Here is a 20,390-nt window from a genome sequence, read left to right on the forward strand (position 1 = left end):
GGCTAGCCCAGCTTGCCGTCGACGAGCTTCTGGAGCTGGGTCATGCCCTCGTCGAAGCCGACCTTGCCGGTCCACACCTTCATCAGGTGCTCGTTGATGTTGGCGGTGAGGCCGGGCACGGCGACCTCCTCGGGGTAGTTCGCGAAGCCCGTGTCACGCACGTCGAGGAAGGTCCGGGCGTGGGCGGGGTAGCCGTCGGCGAGGACGATCTGCTCGGCGCCCTTCACGGACGGCACGGCGCCGCCGTCCTTGAGCCTGATGAGCTGGCCCTCCTTGCCGACGAACTCGGTGAGGAAGGTGAACGCCTGCTCGGGCAGCTTGGTGTCCTTGTTGAGCGCCAGGTAGGAGGCGGCCACCGCGCCGGGCATGGGCTGGCCGGTCTGCGAGGGGAACGGCACGATGTCGTAGTCGTCCAGCTCGCCGCCCTTCTTCAGGGAGTCGATCATCCACCGGCCTCCGGCGTAGAAGCCGGCGCTGTGCTTGAGGAACTGCGTGCTCGGGCCGTTGCTGTCGGGCAGCAGGTCGGCGCTGAGGAAGGTCTTGTCCTGGTAGCCCTTGGCCAGAGTCTGGAGGGCCTGGCGTGCCTTGGGGTCGGTGGTGGCGACGAACTTGCCGCCGTCCCAGACCTTCCCGCCGAAGCCGTTGATCATGGAGTACGTGGAGCCGTACCAGTTCCAGAAGATCGACCCGGCCTTGCCCGCCGCCTTGAGCTTGGCGTTCATGTCGAGGTACGTGGCCATGGTCCACCGCCCGGCCTCGTTGAGCGCGGCGGGGTCCTCGGTGATCCCGGCGTCCTTGAGCGCCTTCTTGTCGAACCAGAGCACCTCGGGATTGGTGTCGTTGGGGACACCGTAGATCTGGCCGTCCTTCCTGGCGCCGCCGTAGATGCCCTCGAAGAACTCCTCGGGCTTGCTCTTGGAGAAAGGGCCGGCCAGCTTGTCGTTGAGCGGGGTCAGCACCCCGGCGGAGACGAACTTGCCGATGTTGTCGTCGCCCACGAAGAACACGTCGGGGGCGGTCTTGCTGGTGAGCTGGGCCAGCAGCTTGGGGTGGTAGTCCTCGTACTTGGCGACCGGCTCCAGTTTGAGCTTGATGTCGGGGTGGCGCTTCTCGAAGTCCTCGGTGAACTTCTCGTAGAGCTTGATGTCCTCGGCCGATCCCCAGGTGGACCAGCGGACGGTGACCGGGCCGGATCCGCTGCTCATGCCTGGGACGTTCCCGCCGCCGCTGCCGCTGCACGCGGTCGTCGCGACGGCGAGGATGCCCAGGACTGCCAGGGCACGGTTCATGGTCGGCTCCTTATGGGGGTTGCGTGGGGGGTGTGGGTCAGGCGAGCCCGCCGCCGTCGACGACGAGGGCGGAGCCGGTGATGTAACTGGCCGCGTCGCCGGCCAGGAAGAGCACGGCCTGGGCGATCTCGTCCGGGGTGCCCGCGCGGCCCATCGGCCGGTCCGCCGCGTCGGACCGGAAGGCGGCCCAGTCCTCGCCGAGCTGGCGGGCCTCGTCGCGCAGCATGGGCGTGTCGGTGTCGCCGGGGTTGACGGAGTTGACCCGGATGCCGGCCTTGGCGTGGTCGATGGCGAGCGCGCGGGTCATGTTGACCACGGCGGCCTTGGAGGCGCAGTACGAGATGGCGTTGCCGCCGCCCTTGAGGCCCCACCCCGACCCCGTGTTCACGATCGAGCCACCCTCGGTCATCGCCGGGATGGCGTGCTTGCACATGAGGAACACCGAGCGGACGTTGACCGCCATGACGCGGTCCCACTCCTCGACGTCGAGGTCGAGCGCGGTGGTGCGGCGGATGATGCCCGCGTTGTTGAACAGGACGTGCAGGCCGCCGAAGGTCTCGACGGCGGCGCCGACGACGCGCCGGCAGTCCTCGGGGTCGGAGACGTCGGCCCGCACCGCGATCGCGTCTCCCGCCTCCTCGGCGATCCGCGCCACGGTGGCGTCCGCGCCGGCCGCGTCGATGTCGGCGACCACCACCCGGGCACCCTCTCTGGCGAAGAGCAGGGCGGTGGCCCGCCCGATGCCCGAGGCGCCGCCAGTGACGATCGCGACCTTTCCGTCGAGCGTCTTCATCCGTCGAACTCCTCACTTGCCGCACAAATGCGATAAATCGTGCTTTCGCGGTATCCAGTGATCACCTGGACGTGCCCGCCGAGCTTCTTGTCGAGGTCCTCGTCACCGCTGTCGGCCAGCAGCGGCCGTCCTTTCAGCGACGCGAGCTTCTGCTGGGTGGCCAGGACGAGGAGCCGTCCGGAGTCGCCCCCATCGAGCACCGCGTCGAGCACCCGGGGCGACACCTGCTGGTTCCCGCGTCCCAGCACGAACCCCTGCCCGCCGATGACCGACAGAACCAGCGCCGACTCCCTGCCGCTGACCAGGCCGAACAGCTCGGCCTCCGCGACGTCCGCCGCCACCAGGCGGCCGCCCTCGTGGACGCGTTCGACCACGTCCACGCCGAGCAGCGTGGTGGCGAGGCCCAGCGCGCGGCCGACGGCCCGCGTGGTGGCGCCAGGCCCGAGGACGTATCGGACGCCGGGCCGCATTCTGGCCACGACCTCCCGTGCGACCCCCTCGGCGGTGGCGGGCTCCACGCCTGACGATCCGGACTTGCGCCCCGACAGCGCGGCGCGGGCGGCGGGGACGCGCAGGCTGCCGTACAACCGGGGGCTGACCAGGCCGCGGCGGTAGGCGTCCTCGTCGAGATCCACCACCTCGGCCTCGGCCGTACGCGCCGGGTCGAACTCCGCCGCGACGAATCCGGCGGCGGCCGGGCTGACGGCGAAACAGCCGGAGTACACCTTCACCCCGGCCGGGACGCCCAGCACGGGCGGCGCCTGGTCGCCGAGCGCGCGGACCGCGTCGAGCACGTCGCGCGCCGTCCCGTCACCGCCCGCGAACAGCAGCAGGTCCACCCCCGCCAGGGCGGCCACGGCGCGCCGCGTGTCCTCCGCGCTCGTCCCGGCGGACCCGCCTGACGGCGGCCGGACCAGGTCGTACGGGGCCCCGGAGGCCCGCACGCTGTCCTCGCCCATCCGGCCCGGCACGGTCAGGACCCGTGTCCCGGGACGGCGGGCCACCAGCGTGCGGACGGCCCGCGCCGCCCGCTCGCCGGCCCGGGGCGTCGCGCCCATGGCCAGGGCCGCGCGCTGCACCTCCACGCCGTCGCTGCCTTTGAGCCCGGCCGCGCCGCCGAGCCCGGCGACCGGGTTGACGACCAGCCCGACCACCGCCGCGCCCGTCATGACAGATGCTTGCGGACGTAGGCGCGCCAGGTGGGCGCCCACTCCTTGGGGTCGTCGAGCGACGTCATGTCGATCTTGTGGACGGACTGGTTGTACGGCGCGCCCTTGACGAACTCGGGATCCCGCCGCGCCTCCTCGGCCACGTGCGCCAGGATGAGCGCGTACTCGTCGAGGTCCTCCTTCGAGTACGACTCCGTGGGCTCCAGCGTGAACGGCTCGGGCACCACGTACGGGTGGTGGCTGGTCCAGTAGTGCACCCCGAAGTCGGCCGCTCTGACGCCGATCTCCTCCGAGTGCACCCCGGTCTGCTCCGACAGCTCCTGCCACGAGTAGCGCACCTGCTCGACCCTGCGCCTGTCCCACGGCGCGGACGCGCCCGGGATCTGCAGGATCTTGTGCATCAGGTAGTTGTTGTTGAGTACGGCCGTCTCGGCGACCTGCCGCAGGCCCTCGGCGCCGAGCGCCATGATCCAGGCGTAGGCGCGCACGATGTTCGGGGTGACGCCGAGGAACGGCCGCACCTTGCCGATGGAGGCGGGCGGCGTCTCCAGGCGGTAGGACTCGCCGTCGAAGGCGACGACCGGGCCGGGCAGGAACGGCGCCAGGTCCTCGGAGACGCCGCACGCCCCCGCCGCGGGGCCGCCGCAGGCGTGCGGCGTGGAGAACGTCTTGTGCAGGTTGAAGTGGCACAGGTCGAATCCGGCGTCGCGGGCGCGGGTGATGCCGAGGATGCCGTTGGCGTTGGCCTGGTCGTAGCAGGCCAGGCCGCCCGCCTCGTGCACCAGGTCCACGAACTCCCTGATCCGGGGGTTGAAGATGCCGGTGTCCTCCGGGTTGGTGATCATCAGTGCGGCGGTGCGCGGGCCGACTGCGGCGCGCAGCGCCTCGATGTCGGGCAGGCCGTCGGCGTCCGGCATCAGGGTGATGACCTCGTAGCCCGCGGTCTTGGCGCAGGCCGCGTTCGACGGGTGGGAGAACATCGTGGTGATCACCTGGTCGCGACCCGCCTCGCCGCGGGCCGCGTGGTACGCGCGGATCATGGCGATGTTGGCGTAGATGGCCGCCGATCCGGAGCCCGGCTGGAGCGAGACCCGCGCCATGCCGGAGATCTCCGCCAGTATGCGTTCGAGCCGCCAGTAGATCTCCAGCACGCCCTGCACGGTGTCCTCGTGCTGGAGCGGGTGCAGCTCGGCGATGGCGGCGGCGAACCTGTCATTGACCTTGGGGCTGTACTTCATCGTGCAGGTGCCCTGCCCGACGTCGATGTTGAGGTCGACGCCCAGGTTCTCCTGCGACAGCCGCAGGTAGTGCCGCAGCACGTGCAGCTGGGACATCTCGGGCAGCTTCGGCGGCTGGGCGCGGCCCACGGAGTCCGGCAGCTCGACGCGGGGCGCGCCGGGCTCGGGCACGGCGAGGCCGCGGCGGCCGGGCGCCGACAGCTCGAAGATGATCGGCTCGTCCCAGCGCGCCTGGTGGAAGCGGCGCAGCGGCGGCTTCGGCGCGACGGGGAGCTCGGCGAAGGACTCCGTGGTGTTCACAGCGTCTCCTGTACGGCTGCGGCGAGCCGGTCGATGTCGGCGATGGAGTGGCGTTCGGTCACACAGACCAGGACCGTGCGGTCGTCGAGCGGGACGCCGCCGTAGATGCCGCGCTCGCGCAGCCCGTCGAGCAGGGCCGCGCTGGAGGGCACCTCGATGGCGAACTCGCGGAAGTGGATCGCGTCGCGGTGCGGCACCGTGACCGACGCGGCCAGGGCCTCCATGGCGTAGCGGGTGCGGGCCAGGATCGTCTCGCCCAGGTCGCGCATGCCCTGGGGGCCCATGAGCGCCAGGTAGACCCCGGCCGTGATGCCCCAGAGGGCGGCGGCGGTGCCGACCCACTCCTTGCCCTCCTCGCGGTGCGCGAAGGAGGTGCGGTCGTAGTAGACGTCGCCGAAGCCGTACTCGCCGGGCACCTTCGTCGGCGCGATGCCGAACAGCCGGGACGGGAACTCCGCGACCAGCGGCTCGTGGTCATGGGTGGCGATGTAGCCGGCGTGGCCGCCGCCGTAGCTCTGGTGCATGCCGAGCGACTGGATGTCGCCGCAGACGATGTCCGCGCCGTAGGACGCGGGCGGGGCGAGTACGCCGAGGGAGATCGGGTCGGCGCCGACCACGAGCAGCGCGCCGTGCGCGTGGGCCAGGTCGGCCAGCTCGCGGCCGCGGGTCTCGACGACGCCGTAGACGTTCGGGGTCTCCAGGTAGATCGCGGCGTAGGAGTCGTCGAACGCCTCGACCGCGATCTCGCCGCCCTCCCCCACCTCGGCCAGGACGATCTCGACGTCCGGGGCGAGGAAGTCGCGCAACTTGCTCAGTTTGTCGGCGGTGATGGCGGCGCTGACGCAGACCTTCGAGCGCTCGGTGTAGCGGCACGCCATGCGCAGGGCGGTGCCGGCCGCCTGGAAGCCGTCGTAGGTCGGGACGTTGACGACGTCCATCTCCAGCAGCTCGCCCATCATGCTGACGTACTCGAACAGGGCCTGGAAACGGCCGTGGTCCTCGTACGGCTCCCCCGCGTACGCGGTGAGGAACTCGCTCCTCCCGTTCACCTCGTCGCACACGGCCGGGACGTGGTGCGGGTAGCAGCCGTGGCCGAGGAAGCTCAGCGCCTGCTCCGTGTCGGTGACGCGGTCCAGCAGGCCCTTCATGTGGCGTACCAGGTCGTGCTCCGCCGTGAACGGCGCGGGCAGGTCGAGCGGCCGGGCCAGGCGCAGCTCGGAGGGGATGTCGGCGTAGAAATCCTCGACGCTCGACGCGCCGATCGCGGCGAGCATCTCGGCCCGCACGCCGGGTTCGGCGTTCGGGATGTACGGGTGCGTCACGTGTCTCCTTCGATCCTGAGCACTACGGCGTCGCGCGGGGCGAGCTCGATGTCGCCGCGCAGGCGGGTCTGGGTGAGCAGGTCCGTGCCGGGGTACGGCAGGGTGACCTGCTGCGGGGTGGTCGTGTGGTTGAGCAGGAAGAGGTTGGGCCCGCGGCGGACCGCCTCCACGCCCGCGGGCACCTCGACGGCCGCGACGCCGCCGAGCACCTGGTCGAGCACGGGGGTTACGTCGTCGAGCAGGCAGCTGACGTAGGTGACGTTGCCCTTGCGGGTGATCGCGGGCAGGCCGTCAAGGTCTCCGCCCTCGTACGCGGCCGGCACCGCCGCAGGGTCGTCACCGCGTTGGTCATCGCTGCCGAGGCACACCCACTCCGTCCAGGTCCTGGCCACGCCGCTGGCGCCCCCCGCGTACCGCACCCGCTGGGTCGCGCCATCGGCGAGGGGCCAGAACTCGTCGATCGTGACGCCGAGCAGGTCGCGCAGCGGGCCGGGCGCGCCCCCGTCGTGGACGCGGTCGGCGACGTCCACGACGCCGCTGAACGGGCCGATCACCAGCTCTCCGGTGACCGACGCCAGCCTCCCGGCCTGCTCGGACGTGCACAGGTAGAGGTTCGGGACGATCACCACGCGGTAGCCGGACAGGTCGCGGCCCGGCGGCGCGAGATCGACCGTGATGCCGCGGGCGTGCAACGGCGCGTACCAGGCGAGCAGCAGGTCCTTGAGCTTGAGCCGGTCGGACGGCATCGACTCCGGCGCCTCCAGGCCCCACCAGCTGTCCCAGCCGAGCACGAGTGCCACCTCGGCCCGCGTGTCCGTACCCGCGACCTCCGCGAGTCGCCGCAGGTCGGAGCCGAGGCGGAGGGTGTCCTGCCAGCCGCGCGTGCGCGTGCCGCCGTGCGGGAGGAGGGCCGAGTGGAACTTCTCCGGGCCGTACCTGGCCTGACGCCACTGGAAGAACATCACGCCGTCGGCGCCGTGCGCCAGCGCCTGAAGGCTGTGCAGCCGCATCATGCCGGGCGGTTTGGGGACGTTCACCTCGCGCCACGACACCGCCGACGGCGCCGACTCCAGCAGCAGCCAGGGGCGCCGTTTGAGCGAGCGCATCAGGTCGTAGCTGAGCGCGACCGCCACGTGCGACTCCGGGTCGGCCGGGTCGGGGTAGGCGTCGTCGCTCACCAGGTCCTCGGCCTCGGCCCATGCCCAGTAGTCGAGGCCGTGCAGGATGCTCATGAAGTTCGTGGTGACGGGAACGTCCGGGGTCACCACGCGCAGCACGTCACGCTCGGCCGTGAACAGCTCCAGGAGCGCGTCGCTGCAGAACCGGCGCCAGTCGAGGAGCTGAGCCGGGTTGATCGGCCCTGGCGCCTTGCGCGGCGGCTCGACCTGGCCGAACGCGGTGTAGTGCTGGCCCCAGCAGGACGTGCCCCAGGCGGCGTTCAGCGACTCGATCGTGCCATGGCGGGCCTCCAGCCAGGCGCGGAAGTGCCGGGCCGACTCCGGGCAGAAGCACTCCAGCGTATGGTCGGCGTACTCGTTGCCGACGTGCCACATGGCCAGGGCGGGGTGGCCGCCGTACCGCTCGGCCATGGCGGTGGCCAGCCGCACGGCGTGCTCGCGGAAGACCGGCGAGCTGGGGCAGTAACCCTGGCGCGAGCCGAACTCCAGCCGCACCCCCTGCGCGTCGACCGGCATGACCTCCGGGTGCTCACGGACCAACCACGGCGGCGGGGTCGCGGTCGCGGTGGCGAGGTCGGCCGCGATGCCGTGCTCGTGCAGCAGGTCCAGGACGCGGTCGAGCCAGCCGAAGTCGTACGCGCCGGGCCGCGGCTCCAGCCGCGACCACGAGAAGACCGCGACGGTGACCATGGTCACCCCGGCCTCGGCCATGAGCCGCATGTCCTCGGGCCAGACCTCCTCGGGCCACTGCTCGGGGTTGTAGTCGCCACCGAACAGCAGCCCCGGCACGCGCGTCAGGCTCACTCCCGCTCCTTCCTCGTGATATTTTGTATTCAGAATTCATAGTGCAGTATTTTGTATCGCGTCAAGCGGTAAGCTTGGCCCGGCCGAAACCCGAAGGAGCCTCATGCCCATCGAGCGGCGACCGCTTCGCGAGCAGATCAGGGAAGAGCTGCTGACCAGGCTCGACCGGGGCGACTTCGTCGCGGGCACCGACGTCAACGAGGCCGCGCTGGCCGCGGAGCTGGGCGTCAGCCGCACTCCCCTGCGCGAGGCCCTCATCACCCTCGCGGGCGAGGGCGTGCTGGAGAGCAACCAGGGCCGCGGCTTCAGGTTCGCGCCGGTGAGCCGCAAGGAGTTCCGGGAGCTGTGCGAGATCGTCGCGGCGCTGGAGTCGCTCGCACTCGACTGCTCCGACCCCGACCACCTGCGCCGCATCGCGCCCGAGCTGCTGACGATGGCCCAGGAGTTCCCCGACCGGATCGCGGAGCAGCAGGAGATAGAGCGTCACGACGACGAGTGGCACGACCTGCTGCTGAGCGGCTGCCGCAACGAGCGCCTGCTCGACCTCATCACCAGCGTCAAGGCGGGGATGCGCCGCTACGCCCACCTGCTGGCGGGCGACGACACTCCGCTCGAACGGGAGGCGACCGAGCACCGCCTGGTGGCCGAGCTCCTCATCGCCGGAGACCTCCCCAAGGCCGCACAGGCCCTGCGCGACAACTGGGTCAACGGCATGGAACGCATGATGTCCCGCATCCCCTCAGCCGATTAGCCCCCCCCCGGCCCGCGCCTCCCTCTCTCATCCGCCCACCGCTCATCCCAGCGGCACAATCCCCGCACCCCGTTCCACCAGCCGCACCACCGGGCCGGCCCCATCATGGCCCGCACCAGCCGGTCGACGGGGCGAGGTCTTGGTGGCCGGTCAGCACCACGGCGGCGGGCCTGCCGTTCACGGCCGGCAGCGACACCGCCGCCGGCCGGTCCAGTTCGCTATGTCGGCACCTCGAACAGCCGGCGCATCGGCGCGCGGGGCTTTGGTGGCGGGGTCACGACGGGCAGGGCGGTCAGCGACGCCCGTCAACTTCTGCCAGACCAGCAGATAGCCGGCCTCGAGAAACAGGCGAGGGCAGAGAACGCAGGCGGCCTGCACGTAGCACGCCCACGAACTCGACAGCGACACCCTTCTGAGCAGGCGCGCGGAGGTGTCCCGCAATCGCTCTGAGCGCTAACGTGATCTGATGCCCCGCCTGCCCGCTCTCATCGCATCGAAGTACGCGGGCAACGCTCTCTACGCTGCGCTGATCTACACGCTGGTGAAGCCGCCGCTCCTCCCCGAAGCGAAACCCTGGGTGGCGGCCGGCACCGGCTGGATGATCGAGTTCACCCAGCTCGGCGATATCCCGGCCACCCTGCGACCGCTGCTGCGCAGCACGTTCAACCCGCCCGACCTCTCCTGTTACACGGTGGGCCCCGCAACAACCCGAACCGCGCACACGCTCTGACTACGGAGGACGAAGACGGAATGACAGCGTGGCGGATCCTGCTGCTCACGGCGACCGTGGCGGGCCTGGCATGCCTGGCGACGTCAATCGGTCGCCCCTGGGCGTACTTCACCGTGCAGAGCAACGTCATGCTCGCGCTCTACTACGGCTGGCGGCTGGTCATCTACCGCAGCAGGTCGGCCTCCCCCGACGTCAAAGGCGCGGTGACCTTATACCTGCTGGTCACGTGCCTGGTGAACTACATCTCACGCGACCTCGCGAACCCACTGGCGCTGCTCGACGGCGGCGGCGTGCGCGGGCTGGGCAACTTCCTGCTGCACTACGTGACGCCCGTCATGGCGCTGGTCGACTGGGCCGCCTTCGACCGGTCGCGCCGAGTGCGCTGGGCCGCCCCGTTCGCCTGGCTGGGCTACCCGCTCCTGTACGGCGCCTTCGTGCTGCTCGCCGCCCCCAACCTGCCCCGCCGCTACGTCTACCCGTTCCTGAACGTTGAACGACTGGGCTGGCCGACAGTCGCGTCGCTGGCAGCCGCCGCACTGGCCGCCTTCGTGGTGCTGGGCTACGTCCTGTTCGGCGTCCACCGGCTCACGACCAGACCAGCGGACGCTTGAGCCCGCACCGAATCTGGCATCGTCCGCAGAGGGGATCGACCTTGACGACCCCGGCCGCCACCTCATCCAGCCCTAAGGAATCATCCCTTCGTAGGAGCAAGCGAGCAGGTGGAACCTGGCGGCGATGAGCTTTCGTGACTCGGAGCGCACGACCAGGCGGGCCGCCCCCGCGATCAAAAAGTCCTGACGAACGGGGCAGCGACGTGTCCACCGGCCCTGATCCCTTCTCCGAACCAAGGCCAAGCGAGTCGTACTCAGCGGCACATCGCATCGACGAGTTCCGAGAAATGCGGGAACTCTGCTCGTGCGGCAGCCACGATCTGGGCGGGGGCACGGCGGCGACCGGGTGCGTGTCGTTCAGCGATCGCATGGAAGGCCTCATTCGGCTCCGCAGGCAAGTCGGGATCACTGAATGCCTCCGCGGGACCCAGACCAGCGGCGAACAGCCAGAGGAGATCACCAAGGTCCCGGGCAATCACACCGCGCTCACCCTCGGAACCGATGTAGACAACGGGCTGGTCGGTGATCGCCACATCAGGCCGTACCAGCCAGAAGCCGGTGTAGTCACCCGTCCCGGTCGCGCCGAAGAAGCGGAACTCGCTACCATCGACCTCTTGGTTGCCGGTCCACAGCTGGAACCACCACGCCGTCCGATCGGGCTCCTCGAACTGATCGTATAGCTCGAAGTCACAGCCGCGAGCCTCGTCGGCCTCCTCATCCCACTCCCACTCGAAGCCAACCTGAGCCACCTCGGCCAGGGCAGTGGGCAATACGAGACCTTGAGATATGTCCGCCACCCCAAAAGATTAAACGATCACCAAAGGCTGCTGGAAACGTGGTGCTTCAAGCGTGGGAGCGCACGAGGATCGCCCGATAACAGGTGCTCCGGAGTGCCCGAGGTCGTTGCGGCCATCACCATCGGCCGGGCCAAGGCCGACAGTTCCGTCGCCCGCACCATCGCCAAGCTCTGCCGATCCGACCTCCTCGCGGTCGACGACATCGGCCTGCTCCCGCTCAGCCACAAGACAACCGAAGCCTTGTACCGCCCGGTCGATGCCGCCTACCAACACCACCTCTCGCCATCACCATCAACATCCATCCCTCCGGGTTCAACACGATCATCCCCAAGCCCACCGCCACCGCCTCATGCGCCACGCACACATGGTCAAGGCCAGCGGTGAATGAGATCTCATGGCCGCTTGCCTGGACCGGGGTGGCCGCCCGCCTGGACAAGATCGTGGCCGTCCACATCCAGCGATTACACGGGCAACATCAACAGCTGAGCGGCTGGTACTCGAAGACACCTACCAGGTGTGAGTACCAGCCGCTTTGACTGGTGGCGGCCCCCACTCCGACAGGGCTCTGGTCGTACGGACGGCACCGCCTCGTGATCGCTGCCTGTCGGCCGATTGTCCCGTCTCGCACGGGTTCGGGGTTTGGTCCTCGGTCTACCTCAGCGCCCCGCGAACCGGTGCAAGGCGTCGAGCACAGCCGGGGCGGGGGTATTCGGGTGGTCGGCGTCGTGCAGCAGGTGGTCCACTCCTGGCAGTGGCACCCGGCCCGGTCCGCCGACGTGCGCGCGGTGTAGGGCGGCGGTCAGGGCGTCCGTTGTAGCGCAAGGGACTTGGGCGTCGTTCGTACCGCAGGTCAGCAGTACCGTGGTCCACGGCCGCAGGGCCGCGGCGGAGTCAGGCGGGTAGACGGCGTCGTCGCTGATCACAAACCGGCCGCTCGCCCCTTGGAAGGCCTCGAAGAGCTTGGCGATGGCGGGCGGCAGGTTGGTGGGGTCGACCGGTCGGTGTTCGCGCAGGGCGGTGACGGCGGCGTCGATCGCCGCATCGATCGCGCGCTGCTGCTCCGGGGTGAACTGACCCTGCCGGGTCGCCTCGGCGATCTGGGCGTGCAGTTGCAGCGCGACCAGGTCCAGCATGCGGATCGCCTGCGGTTGCAGCAGCGCCAGGCCGGGCGGGCGCGGGTGGACGGTGCCGCCGAGCAGCAGCGCGGTCATCGCGCCCTCGCTGTGCCCGACGACCATCAGCGCGTGCGGGTCGGTCTCCGGCTGATCGCGCAACGACTCGTAGGCGGCCTTTGCCTGACGGACGAACGCCGGGTAGTCGAGTTTTTCCGGGTGGTCATGATAGGCGCCGAGCCCGGTGCGGCCGGTGCCGTACTTGTCGAACCGCAGCGTGGCGACCCGGTCGCTGTCGAGCACGTCGGCCACCTGCGCCAGGGTGTTCGGGGACGTGCGTGGTTGGTTGCCGTCGCGGTCGGTGGGTCCGCTGCCGGGCAGCAGCAGCGCGGCGCGCAGTCGTTGCCCGGCACGGTGCGCGGGAACGTGCAGGGTGCCGTACGTCGCCGTCCCATCGACGGTGAAGACGACCTCGCGGTCGGCGGCGGGAACGAGACGGGGTGTCGCCTCGGCCGGGGTGGCGATCACGACGGCCAGCGACATCACGATCGCGGCGGCCTGGGGGAACATCGGTCTGCCTCTTTCAGCGCAGGGCGTTCTCGACCAGCGCGACGGTCGCGCGCGGGTTGTCGACTTGGAGGACCAGGCGGGCGTAGCGCTCGTCGGCGAGTTCGATCACGACGGTCTTCGACGGATCCTTGACGTCCCAGAAGACCTTCTCGCCGTCGAGGTGGAACGTGCCCGCCGTGATCACGCCGGGCACGTGGGCACCCGGCGCTCGGATTCCCTTGGGGTCGGCGGCGATGCCGGGATCCGCGGTCGCGCCGCGGACGTTGACCAGCGGGATGGTCAGGCTGCTCTTCAGGGCCCAGAGCTTGTCGAGACCCTCGATCACGACAACGAGGTCGTCGCCGTCGATGTGGACCAGTGCCATGTCTGTTTCCTTGTCAGTTGAGAGGATCGAGGCGTTGGGTCAGCGCGGTGCCGACACCGTCGGGGTTACCGCGCAGGAGGATGCCCAGTGCGGCAGCCGTGAGGGCGGCGGCCAGGGCGGTGGAAATGCCGAGCGCGTCGGCGATCGCCTGGTCGACGGCGGCCAACGCCGCGGCCACCTCGGCGGCCACCTCCTCGTCGACCGGTGCCCGTTCGACCGCCGCGAGCAGCAGCAGACCGAGGTCGGCCGACGCGACGAGCCGCAGCGCGGTCGCGGCATCCGTTGCCGCAGCGAGCGCTTCGACCAAGGGGCGAACGTCGTCGGCGAGGTGGCGACGCAAGGCGACCAGGTAGAGGCCGCGCTTGCTGCCAAACGTCTTGTACAGGCTGTTGCGGTGCACGCCGAGGTGGGCGACGAGGTCGTCGATGGACACCCCATCGTACGCGCGGCCACCGAACAACCCCACGGCGGCGCGCACCACCTCGTCCTCGTCGAACGCCCTTCGTCTGCCCATGCCACGACGATAGCCTTTTGAGGAACGATCAGTCAAGAACAATCGTTCCTCAAAAGTCCTCAGTCGCCGCAGGCTCTCGACGACATACTCGAAGAAGTCGTCGTGCAGGCCCTCGAACAGGAAACGTCACCGGCTGAGGCCGAGCGGAGATTACGAGCGGGCGAGATCGTGTGCCCGTCGTGCGGGGGCGTGCTGGCGGGGTGGAGAGTTCGGGCGTCGACGCCGACTGCGGGGGGGTGGGCGAGGCGCTGATCGAGGTCCGGCCGCGGCGGGTGTGGTGCAGCTCGTGCACGCGAACGCACGTGTTGTTGCCGGTCACGGGGTTGCTGCGGCGGGCTGACGGGGTCGAGGGGGTTGGGGCCGCGTTGGAGGCGAAGGCCCAGGGCATGGGGCATCGACGGATCGCTGCTGGTCTGGGTCGTCCGCCGTCGACGGTTCGGGGCTGGCTGCGACGGTTCGCCGCGTCGGCCGGGCGGGTGCGGACGGCCTTCACCACGGTGCTGGTGCGGGTGGCGGGCGGCACGCAGCTGATCCTCCCTGCGGCGACGGAGACCGCGTTCGCCGACGCGGTGGCCGCCGTCGTCGCCGTGTCCATGGCCGTGGGGCGGCGCTTCGCCAGGAGCTTCGTCGTCGACGCGTTGTCCCCGTGGCTGGTGGCCTGCGCGGTGACCGGCGGTCGTCTGCTGGCGCCGGCCGGGCGAGGCGAGTTGATCAACACAAGTGCGCTCTTGGGAGCGGTGATGTGAGCGCGGCATCATTCCCGGTGATCTGCGTGTTCACCGAGGCCTTTGGTACGAGGCACTCACTCCGCGACCGTGGTATTCGCAGGTTAACCATCAGGGTCACCCTGGGGTGCTGTCACTGTGGCTGGACACGTCCGCTGTACGGCTGGACGCGCCGCCGGCCGGCTGCCGCGGAGCCAAACGAGACGGGCCGGTACCGAATGGGTGTCAGCGTGCGACCCGGTGCGAGCACGGCCACGATCACGGTGAACGACTTCAGCACCGAGGTGTCCCTGGCGCGGGCGTTTCCGGCCAAGACCTGGCTGCATCTGGGCGCGTACATCGACGACGACGCAACCACCACCACCTTCGACAACCTGGCGGCTTCGGCGTATGCGTCCGAAGTACTCCAGACGTGTGCCCCGCGGTCCTGCGTCGTCTACACGGGGCACGAATTCTTCCAGGGTGTGACACCCGCCTGTGGTCTCTACGACAACCATCGCGATCTTCCCGTGGACTCGGCTTGCGCCTTGTTGATCATGTTTGGTGATCGTCCCTGAGCTGCTGGAAGTCTTCCTCCCCCACTTGGCCGGTGTCCGCATCGAGCGAGTCTTCCGTTCCAGTGAGTCGGTACGGATCCAGGCCAGAACGGGCACGTCGCAGGCGGCATGTCCTGCGTGTGGAGGGGTGTCGGAGAGGTTGCACAGCCGATACGAACGGCGGCTGTGCGATCGCGCCATCGGTGACCAGGAAACCTGTCGGAGACGGCCGCCACGGCCGGCGTGCTCGCCTGGTGAGAGCAGGCTCGCGCAGGGGCCGTCATGTTCGCCGGCAGTCGGCCGGCTCAGCTGTCGCCCGCGCGGAGTACCTCGCTCAGCCGTCGTCGGCGGCGTAGCGCCGATTCGACGGGCACCATGACGGCGACCGCCGCCAGGAACACGACCGCCACCAGGCCGAGCCCCCACCACGGCAACGCCAGGTCCGGATCGGCGCCGGTGAGCAGGCGCAGGGCGAGCGAGCCGAACGTCAGGCGGGCGAGCAGCACCCCGAGCAGCGGACCGCCCGCAGCGGCGACCACCACCGGCGGCAGCAGTTCTCCCGCGGCGACCCAGCGAGCCTCCCGGGGCCGCAGCCCGAGGGTGCGCAGCCGGGTCAGGGTCTGCCATCGCTCCGGCGCGCCGGCTGCCGTGCCGAGAACGAGTCCCAGCAGGCCCAGAACCGGCAGGGTTACAGCCGAGACCCACGCCAACCGCAGGAGCCCCGAGGCCAGCGGCCCATCCGCAGTCCCGTGGCCGACAGCGGCGCCAAAGGTGAGCGCGTACGAGGTCAAGGCCACGGAGGTCACGAGTACCAGCAGCGGCAGCACCCGGGCCGAGGTCGCCGCCGCCTTCGCGGCCCCGAACACCGCCAGCGGCCGGCTCGACCGCAGAAGCCGCTTGAGCACGAAGCGCATCACGAGGGGCAGCGCCCGCGCCAGCACGAGCGCGCCTGCGAGCGCGCAGAGGGCAGGCGCGCTCGCGGGCAGCACCCCGCCACCGACTCCACGCTGGTACAGAGCGACGATGGCGCCGGACGCGGCCGCCAGCACCCCGGTCTCAAGGGCGGCCCGCCGCAGTCGTACGGTGTTACGCACCCACCGCCGCGCACTCCGGTTGGCCGGGACGCGGCGATCCCGGGTGGCGCGGGCGGCGGTGAGCGTGCCGAACGCCGGTCCGGCGGCGACGGCGGTGACCACCACGGGAGCCACCCACTCCCAGGAGACCCCCGGCGCGACGGCCCGGGCCAGACCGAGCCCGGCCGCCGCGGCCAGCAGCGCCATCACGGCGGATTCGAGCAGCAGTTCGCCACCGATCACCGGTAGCGACATCCCTCTCTGCCGGGCGGCGGCCAGGGCGGGAGCACGGCGGTGCACCAGCAGGTCGGCGGCGAGCAGCAGTACCAGGACCGCGACGGCGAGCAGGGTGATGAGCAGGATGGACGCTTGCGCGGACGCGGCGTCGACCTGGGAGCTCACGTTCCGCAACACCCCGTCGAGCCGGGTCTCCCACTTCAGCGAGCCGTCCCGGGCGCCAGAGGAGCCGGAGGCCGCCTTGAGCGCGACCACCTTCGCGGCGACCGACGGGACCTCGTCCCAGGTGAGCCGGGTCGGTTCGGGCGTGAACCAGACGGTACGCCGCAACTCGTCCTGGCCGAAGGCGAGCCGGGCGTCGGGCAGCGAGTCGCGTGACAGCAGCCCGGCGAACCGGGTGCTTCCCGTGCCGTCCGCGCCGGCGACGGGACTCAGCAGCGAGGGGAGGAGCCGCCAGGCGGGATCGGCGCTGTCCCGAGGCCGGAAGATGCCGCTGACCTGGACCTTCTTGACATTCCCCTGGTCGTCTGCAAGCGGGAGGCGGGAGCCGGGACGGAGCTGGAGAGCGGCGGCGTCCGCCTCCGACAGGCCCACCTGCACCGGCCACGGCGGCGCGCCGTAGGGAACCTCCGCCGTCGCGGAGGCGGTGGGCCGGGGCGGGCCGCCCGCGATCCAGGTCACGTCGGGCCCACCGTCGCGGGCCACATAGGCGAGCTGGAACGTACGCAGCACGCTGCCATCGGTGATCTTGAGGGTGGGGCTGGTGACGGTGCCGACGGGTGGACGCAGGGCGGCGCGCAGGCCGGGGCCGAGTTCGTCCGTCGCCCTGGCTCGGAAGTCGTCGACGTCCTCGGCGAGGCGGGGGTGCCGGACACGGCTGCCGTTCGGCCCGTCGTCGCCTTCCATGCGGGCGTGGACCTGGAGGTCGCCGCCGGTCCTGCGTACCGCGTCCCGTACGGCGGCGTCGGCGGTCGCGGACAACGTCGGCGGCATCGCGCCGGCGAGCAGCGTGACGACCGTCACCACGACGGCGGCCAGGAGCAGTGGCCCGGCGTCCGCGCGGGCGCGGCCGACGACGCTGGGCCAGTGCGGTGCCGGGATCCTCACGACGCCACCCGCAGATACGCGGCATCGGCAAGCCGGGCCTGGACGACGACCACCGCGCTCACCGCCAGCGCGCACCCGGCCAGCAGCCCGGTGAGCAGGGCGGCCTCGGCGGCCCACGGCCAGACGGGCAGAACCTCGGGGACGGGAGCGGCGCCGGTATCGGAGCGGACGAGCAGAGGCGCGACGACGCGGGTGGCCAGCGCGCCGACGACCGCGCCCGCCGCGAGCAGCGGCAGCAGGATGCCGACGTGCTGGCCGAGCAGCACGGTACGGATCTCGCGCCGGGTCATCCCGAGACCCCGCAGGCGCGCCATCTCGACCGCGCGGGCCCGCAGGTCGAACGTCACGTGCAGGACGATTCCGGCGATCATCAGCAGCACTGCGGCCGGTACGAGCAGCCGGAGCACGGCCGGGAGCCCGGCCCGCAGCGGGCCGCCGGTGAGCCGGGCGGTCTCGGACGCGCGCGTGGTGACGCTGCCGAGGCGGAGATCGGCCGCATCACCTCCGGCAGGATGGCCGACCCACCACGCGTCCACGGGCACGTCGAAGTCGCCGCTGACGGCGAGGGCACGGGAGAGGGCGTCGAAGTCGGCCAGGATGGCCGCGGCACCCGGAGCGGACGGCACGGCCGGCAGCACCTCGGCCACGCTGACCTGTACGGGGGTGAGGCCGACGGTGAGGTCGAGCCGGGAACCGCGCCGGGCGTCCACCTCGTCGGCGAAGCGGGCGGAGACGGCGACGGGCACCGGTCCCGGGGCCGGGAAAGCAGTGGCGACCAGGTTCCTGGCGGCGTCCGGCGGGCCCTTCAGCGCGACGGTCGTGGTCATCCTCAGCTCGGTACCCGCGGGGGTGCTGGTCAGGGCGACGGCCGGATTGCCGAGCTGCCCGGGGGCCGGCCCGGCTGAGGTGGCGGTCCAGGGCGATGCCCCAGAGGCTGTTCCCGGCACGGTGAGAGTCACGGCGACGCGGCTGTCCCCCGTCGGGGGGTCCGCCAGGGCATCGGAGTGGCCGGTGCCCACGTTCCCCGTCGCGATCGCGAACGGAAGGGACACCGCGACCAGCCGGAGCCCTTCGGCCGTCGCGCAGTCCGGCAGCGGATGCGCTTTGCCGTCGAGCGGGATGGGTTCACCAGTGCAAGGAGTACGCAGCCCTGTCGCATCCTGGAACAGCAGCCGGGGCGTCACGGTGAGCGGCGTCGTACCGGTTGCGTTGGCGACCAGGGAGAGCGCGGCTCCGGCCGGGACGGGAACACCGGCGGCGCGCGTCGGCGGCGCGAGACCGGCGCCCACAGCGTTCCAGGTGCGTCCGACGTTCAGCCGTCCGCGCAGCAGCGCCCCGGCACGAGTGGTGTCCACGGCGATCAGCCGCGGCGGGTCACCGGCGCCGCCGAGCCACTGCCCGACCGCGACGCCACGATCGGTGGCCGGGCTCACCTCTCCCCCGCTGGCCGCGCCGACCACCGGGCCCTGCCCGGCGGCGGGCGGGGCGGTGAGGGTGAGCGCGAGATCGGTGCCGACGGACAGATCGGCCTGGTCCTGCTGGGAGCGCTGCCACGTGGCGTCGAACCCGATCCCGTACGTGGCCGCCGCGCAGCCCAGCCCGATGAGCAGCCCCGCCGCGACCGCTTGTGGCCTGCGGGCGGCTTCGAACGCGGCCAGCGGAACCATCAGCCCGCGAGCCCGGCCGGCCAGCCGTTCCACACCGCGCAACGCGGGCCACACCAGGCGCAACGTCACCGCGGATCCGGCGATGAGCAGCAGCGCGGGAGCGAGCACTCGTACGGCGTCGACGGGAGAACCTGAACCGGTCGGCTGATCGCGTAACTGCCACCAGCCGACGGCGGCGAGCGCCACGAGCAGCAGGTCGGCGCCAGATCGGGCAAGCAGATCCCGCCGCCCGCGTACACCTCCGGAAGGGGTCCGCAGCGAGGGCACGACGAGCACCACCGCCAGCGTCAGCGCGCCGCCGGCGACGGACAGCACCTGTACGGCGTTCACGCCGAAAGGCGTGGCGAGCCCGGCCCCGGCCATGGGCGGCAGCCGGGTCAGCCCGGCGTGCAGGGCGGACGACGCCGGGATCGCGACCGCGGTGGCGAGCACGGCGAGCACGCCGGCCTCGACGAGCGCGGCGGTGGCGAGTTGACCGCGGCCGACGCCCAGCGCGGCCAGCAGGGCGGTCTCGTCGCTGCGCACACCGGCGCTGAGCCGACCGGCGAGGGCGAGGGCGGTCGCGGTCAGGACGAGGCCGATGGCGGCGACGGCGAGCACGGCGGCCGTGGTGACCCGCTGCTGATCGTGGGCGGCCAGCAGGGTCGAGGGCAATCGGGAGGCGACTCGCTGGATCCGTACCCGGTCGCCGAGCGTCTGTCCCAGCCGGCGGTCGGCGCCGAGCACGGCCTGGGTGACGGTGTCGAGGTCACGGCCGGCGGGGGCGGACAGGTCGGGGTGGGCGCTGATCTCCAGCCGGTCGAGGGTGGAGCCGCCGCCGAGCAGGTCGGCGAGGTCGACGATGAACGGCCCGTACGCGTGAACCGGCTGTGCGGAGCGGCCGTCGCGGTAGGCCGGATCGTATCCGGTGGCGGCGAGGGGGTCACGGTCCCAGCCGGTGCCCGGCAGCGGGCGTACGACCCCGACCACGCTCACCTCGATCCTCTGGTCGGGATCGTCGGCCAACTCTCTGCCGAGGCGGACCCGGCTGCCGACAGTCAGGCCGAGCTGCCGTGCGGTGCTTTCCAGGACAACGGCCTCCGTCGGCGCGACACCCGCCCGCGGCAGGCGTCCGGCGGCCAGCCGGGTGCGGGCCGGCAGGTCCTCCATCCCCGACAGGTACGCCACAGCCGGAACACCGGCGCTGGGGAGCGAGCGCATCGCGGACGACGCGCGCGCGGCCGTTGTTGTCGCGAACGGAGCGAGGGCCGAGGTCAGCACGCCGAGGGTGTCGTCGGCGACGGATCTCGCGTGCTCGCCGCGAATGGTGACGGTGTAGGCGGTGACGTCGATCTGGTCGGAGGTGGCGCGGGAGGCGGCAGTCTCCAGCGCCTGCTCGGCGGTACGGGTGAGCAGGAGGGCGCAGGTGCCCAGCAGCGTGGGGCCGACCACGGCGACGGCCAGGAGGGCTGCCAGCAATGGCCATTGCGCACGGGCTCGCCGGGCGACCAGCCTCAGCACGGC

At 71.3% G+C, this 20,390-nt stretch carries 17 protein-coding genes; 5 read left to right on the forward strand and 12 right to left on the reverse strand.

Annotation, left to right across the window (positions count from 1 at the left end; translation table 11 throughout):
• Positions 1 to 2 precede the first annotated feature (2 nt).
• From AB0J87_RS57560 to AB0J87_RS57585, 6 genes are read right to left on the reverse strand one after another with little or no spacing between them, the layout of a single operon-like run.
• On the reverse strand, positions 3 to 1,289 hold the full coding sequence (locus AB0J87_RS57560) for a sugar ABC transporter substrate-binding protein (RefSeq protein ID WP_363983435.1): 1,287 nt from the start codon (positions 1,287 to 1,289) through the stop codon (positions 3 to 5).
• Between the two features lie 37 nt (positions 1,290 to 1,326).
• Positions 1,327 to 2,082, reverse strand: a complete 756-nt coding sequence (locus tag AB0J87_RS57565) for an SDR family NAD(P)-dependent oxidoreductase (RefSeq protein WP_363983438.1) — start codon at positions 2,080 to 2,082, stop codon at positions 1,327 to 1,329.
• Positions 2,079 to 3,251 (reverse strand): NAD(+)/NADH kinase, encoded by a 1,173-nt coding sequence (locus tag AB0J87_RS57570; RefSeq protein ID WP_363983441.1) that lies wholly within the window; start codon positions 3,249 to 3,251, stop codon positions 2,079 to 2,081. The genes AB0J87_RS57565 and AB0J87_RS57570 overlap by 4 nt, the downstream gene beginning before the upstream one ends.
• Positions 3,248 to 4,789 (reverse strand): aminomethyl-transferring glycine dehydrogenase subunit GcvPB, encoded by a 1,542-nt coding sequence (gcvPB, locus tag AB0J87_RS57575; RefSeq protein ID WP_363983444.1) that lies wholly within the window; start codon positions 4,787 to 4,789, stop codon positions 3,248 to 3,250. The genes AB0J87_RS57570 and gcvPB overlap by 4 nt, the downstream gene beginning before the upstream one ends.
• Positions 4,786 to 6,111 carry an aminomethyl-transferring glycine dehydrogenase subunit GcvPA gene (gene gcvPA, locus AB0J87_RS57580; RefSeq protein ID WP_363983447.1) on the reverse strand — a complete coding sequence of 442 codons (1,326 nt, stop codon included), beginning with the start codon at positions 6,109 to 6,111 and terminating at the stop codon, positions 4,786 to 4,788. The genes gcvPB and gcvPA overlap by 4 nt, the downstream gene beginning before the upstream one ends.
• The gene (locus AB0J87_RS57585; RefSeq protein WP_363983449.1) at positions 6,108 to 8,093 is read right to left on the reverse strand and encodes a beta-galactosidase; all 1,986 of its coding nucleotides are present in this window, start codon (positions 8,091 to 8,093) and stop codon (positions 6,108 to 6,110) included. Before AB0J87_RS57585 ends, gcvPA begins: the two co-directional genes overlap by 4 nt.
• 103 nt (positions 8,094 to 8,196) lie before the next feature.
• Here AB0J87_RS57585 and AB0J87_RS57590 point away from each other — a divergent pair, with 103 nt between their 5' ends.
• The 3 genes from AB0J87_RS57590 to AB0J87_RS57600 all read left to right on the forward strand — a co-directional run bounded on the left by AB0J87_RS57590 (position 8,197) and on the right by AB0J87_RS57600 (position 10,185).
• Complete coding sequence (locus AB0J87_RS57590) at positions 8,197 to 8,844, forward strand: GntR family transcriptional regulator (RefSeq protein WP_363983452.1); 648 nt, start codon at positions 8,197 to 8,199, stop codon at positions 8,842 to 8,844.
• A 466-nt stretch (positions 8,845 to 9,310) separates the two neighbouring features.
• Positions 9,311 to 9,574: a DUF2809 domain-containing protein gene (locus tag AB0J87_RS57595; protein ID WP_363983455.1), complete on the forward strand. Its 264-nt coding sequence runs from the start codon at positions 9,311 to 9,313 to the stop codon at positions 9,572 to 9,574.
• Positions 9,575 to 9,594: 20 nt separating this feature from the next.
• On the forward strand, positions 9,595 to 10,185 hold the full coding sequence (locus AB0J87_RS57600; RefSeq protein ID WP_363983458.1) for a Pr6Pr family membrane protein: 591 nt from the start codon (positions 9,595 to 9,597) through the stop codon (positions 10,183 to 10,185).
• A gap of 254 nt (positions 10,186 to 10,439) precedes the next feature.
• Here AB0J87_RS57600 and AB0J87_RS57605 read toward each other — a convergent pair whose 3' ends face one another.
• The 4 genes from AB0J87_RS57605 to AB0J87_RS57620 form a co-directional block, all read right to left on the reverse strand.
• Entirely contained in the window at positions 10,440 to 10,955 is a 516-nt protein-coding gene (locus AB0J87_RS57605; protein WP_363983461.1) for an SMI1/KNR4 family protein, read from the reverse strand.
• A 683-nt stretch (positions 10,956 to 11,638) separates the two neighbouring features.
• Positions 11,639 to 12,664 carry a hypothetical protein gene (locus AB0J87_RS57610; RefSeq protein ID WP_363983464.1) on the reverse strand — a complete coding sequence of 342 codons (1,026 nt, stop codon included), beginning with the start codon at positions 12,662 to 12,664 and terminating at the stop codon, positions 11,639 to 11,641.
• Positions 12,665 to 12,677: 13 nt separating this feature from the next.
• A complete protein-coding gene (locus AB0J87_RS57615) occupies positions 12,678 to 13,028 on the reverse strand; it encodes a hypothetical protein (RefSeq protein WP_363983467.1) in 351 nt (116 codons plus the stop codon).
• A 13-nt stretch (positions 13,029 to 13,041) separates the two neighbouring features.
• Entirely contained in the window at positions 13,042 to 13,542 is a 501-nt protein-coding gene (locus AB0J87_RS57620) for a helix-turn-helix domain-containing protein (RefSeq protein WP_363983470.1), read from the reverse strand.
• A 179-nt stretch (positions 13,543 to 13,721) separates the two neighbouring features.
• On the opposite strand from AB0J87_RS57620, the gene AB0J87_RS57625 reads away from it, so the two are divergent.
• Together AB0J87_RS57625 and AB0J87_RS57630 are read left to right on the forward strand one after the other, a co-directional pair.
• Complete coding sequence (locus AB0J87_RS57625) at positions 13,722 to 14,288, forward strand: helix-turn-helix domain-containing protein (RefSeq protein ID WP_363983473.1); 567 nt, start codon at positions 13,722 to 13,724, stop codon at positions 14,286 to 14,288.
• Between the two features lie 242 nt (positions 14,289 to 14,530).
• Complete coding sequence (locus AB0J87_RS57630; protein WP_363983476.1) at positions 14,531 to 14,824, forward strand: hypothetical protein; 294 nt, start codon at positions 14,531 to 14,533, stop codon at positions 14,822 to 14,824.
• Positions 14,825 to 15,108: 284 nt separating this feature from the next.
• Here the strand turns inward: AB0J87_RS57630 and AB0J87_RS57635 are convergent, their stop codons facing one another.
• A complete protein-coding gene (locus tag AB0J87_RS57635) occupies positions 15,109 to 17,220 on the reverse strand; it encodes an FtsX-like permease family protein (RefSeq protein WP_363983479.1) in 2,112 nt (703 codons plus the stop codon).
• On the reverse strand, positions 17,217 to 20,387 hold the full coding sequence (locus AB0J87_RS57640; protein ID WP_363983482.1) for an FtsX-like permease family protein: 3,171 nt from the start codon (positions 20,385 to 20,387) through the stop codon (positions 17,217 to 17,219). Before AB0J87_RS57640 ends, AB0J87_RS57635 begins: the two co-directional genes overlap by 4 nt.
• Positions 20,388 to 20,390 lie beyond the last annotated feature (3 nt).

It is taken from the genome of Nonomuraea sp. NPDC049625 (genome assembly GCF_040675285.1).
GTDB lineage: Bacteria > Actinomycetota > Actinomycetes > Streptosporangiales > Streptosporangiaceae > Nonomuraea > Nonomuraea angiospora_A.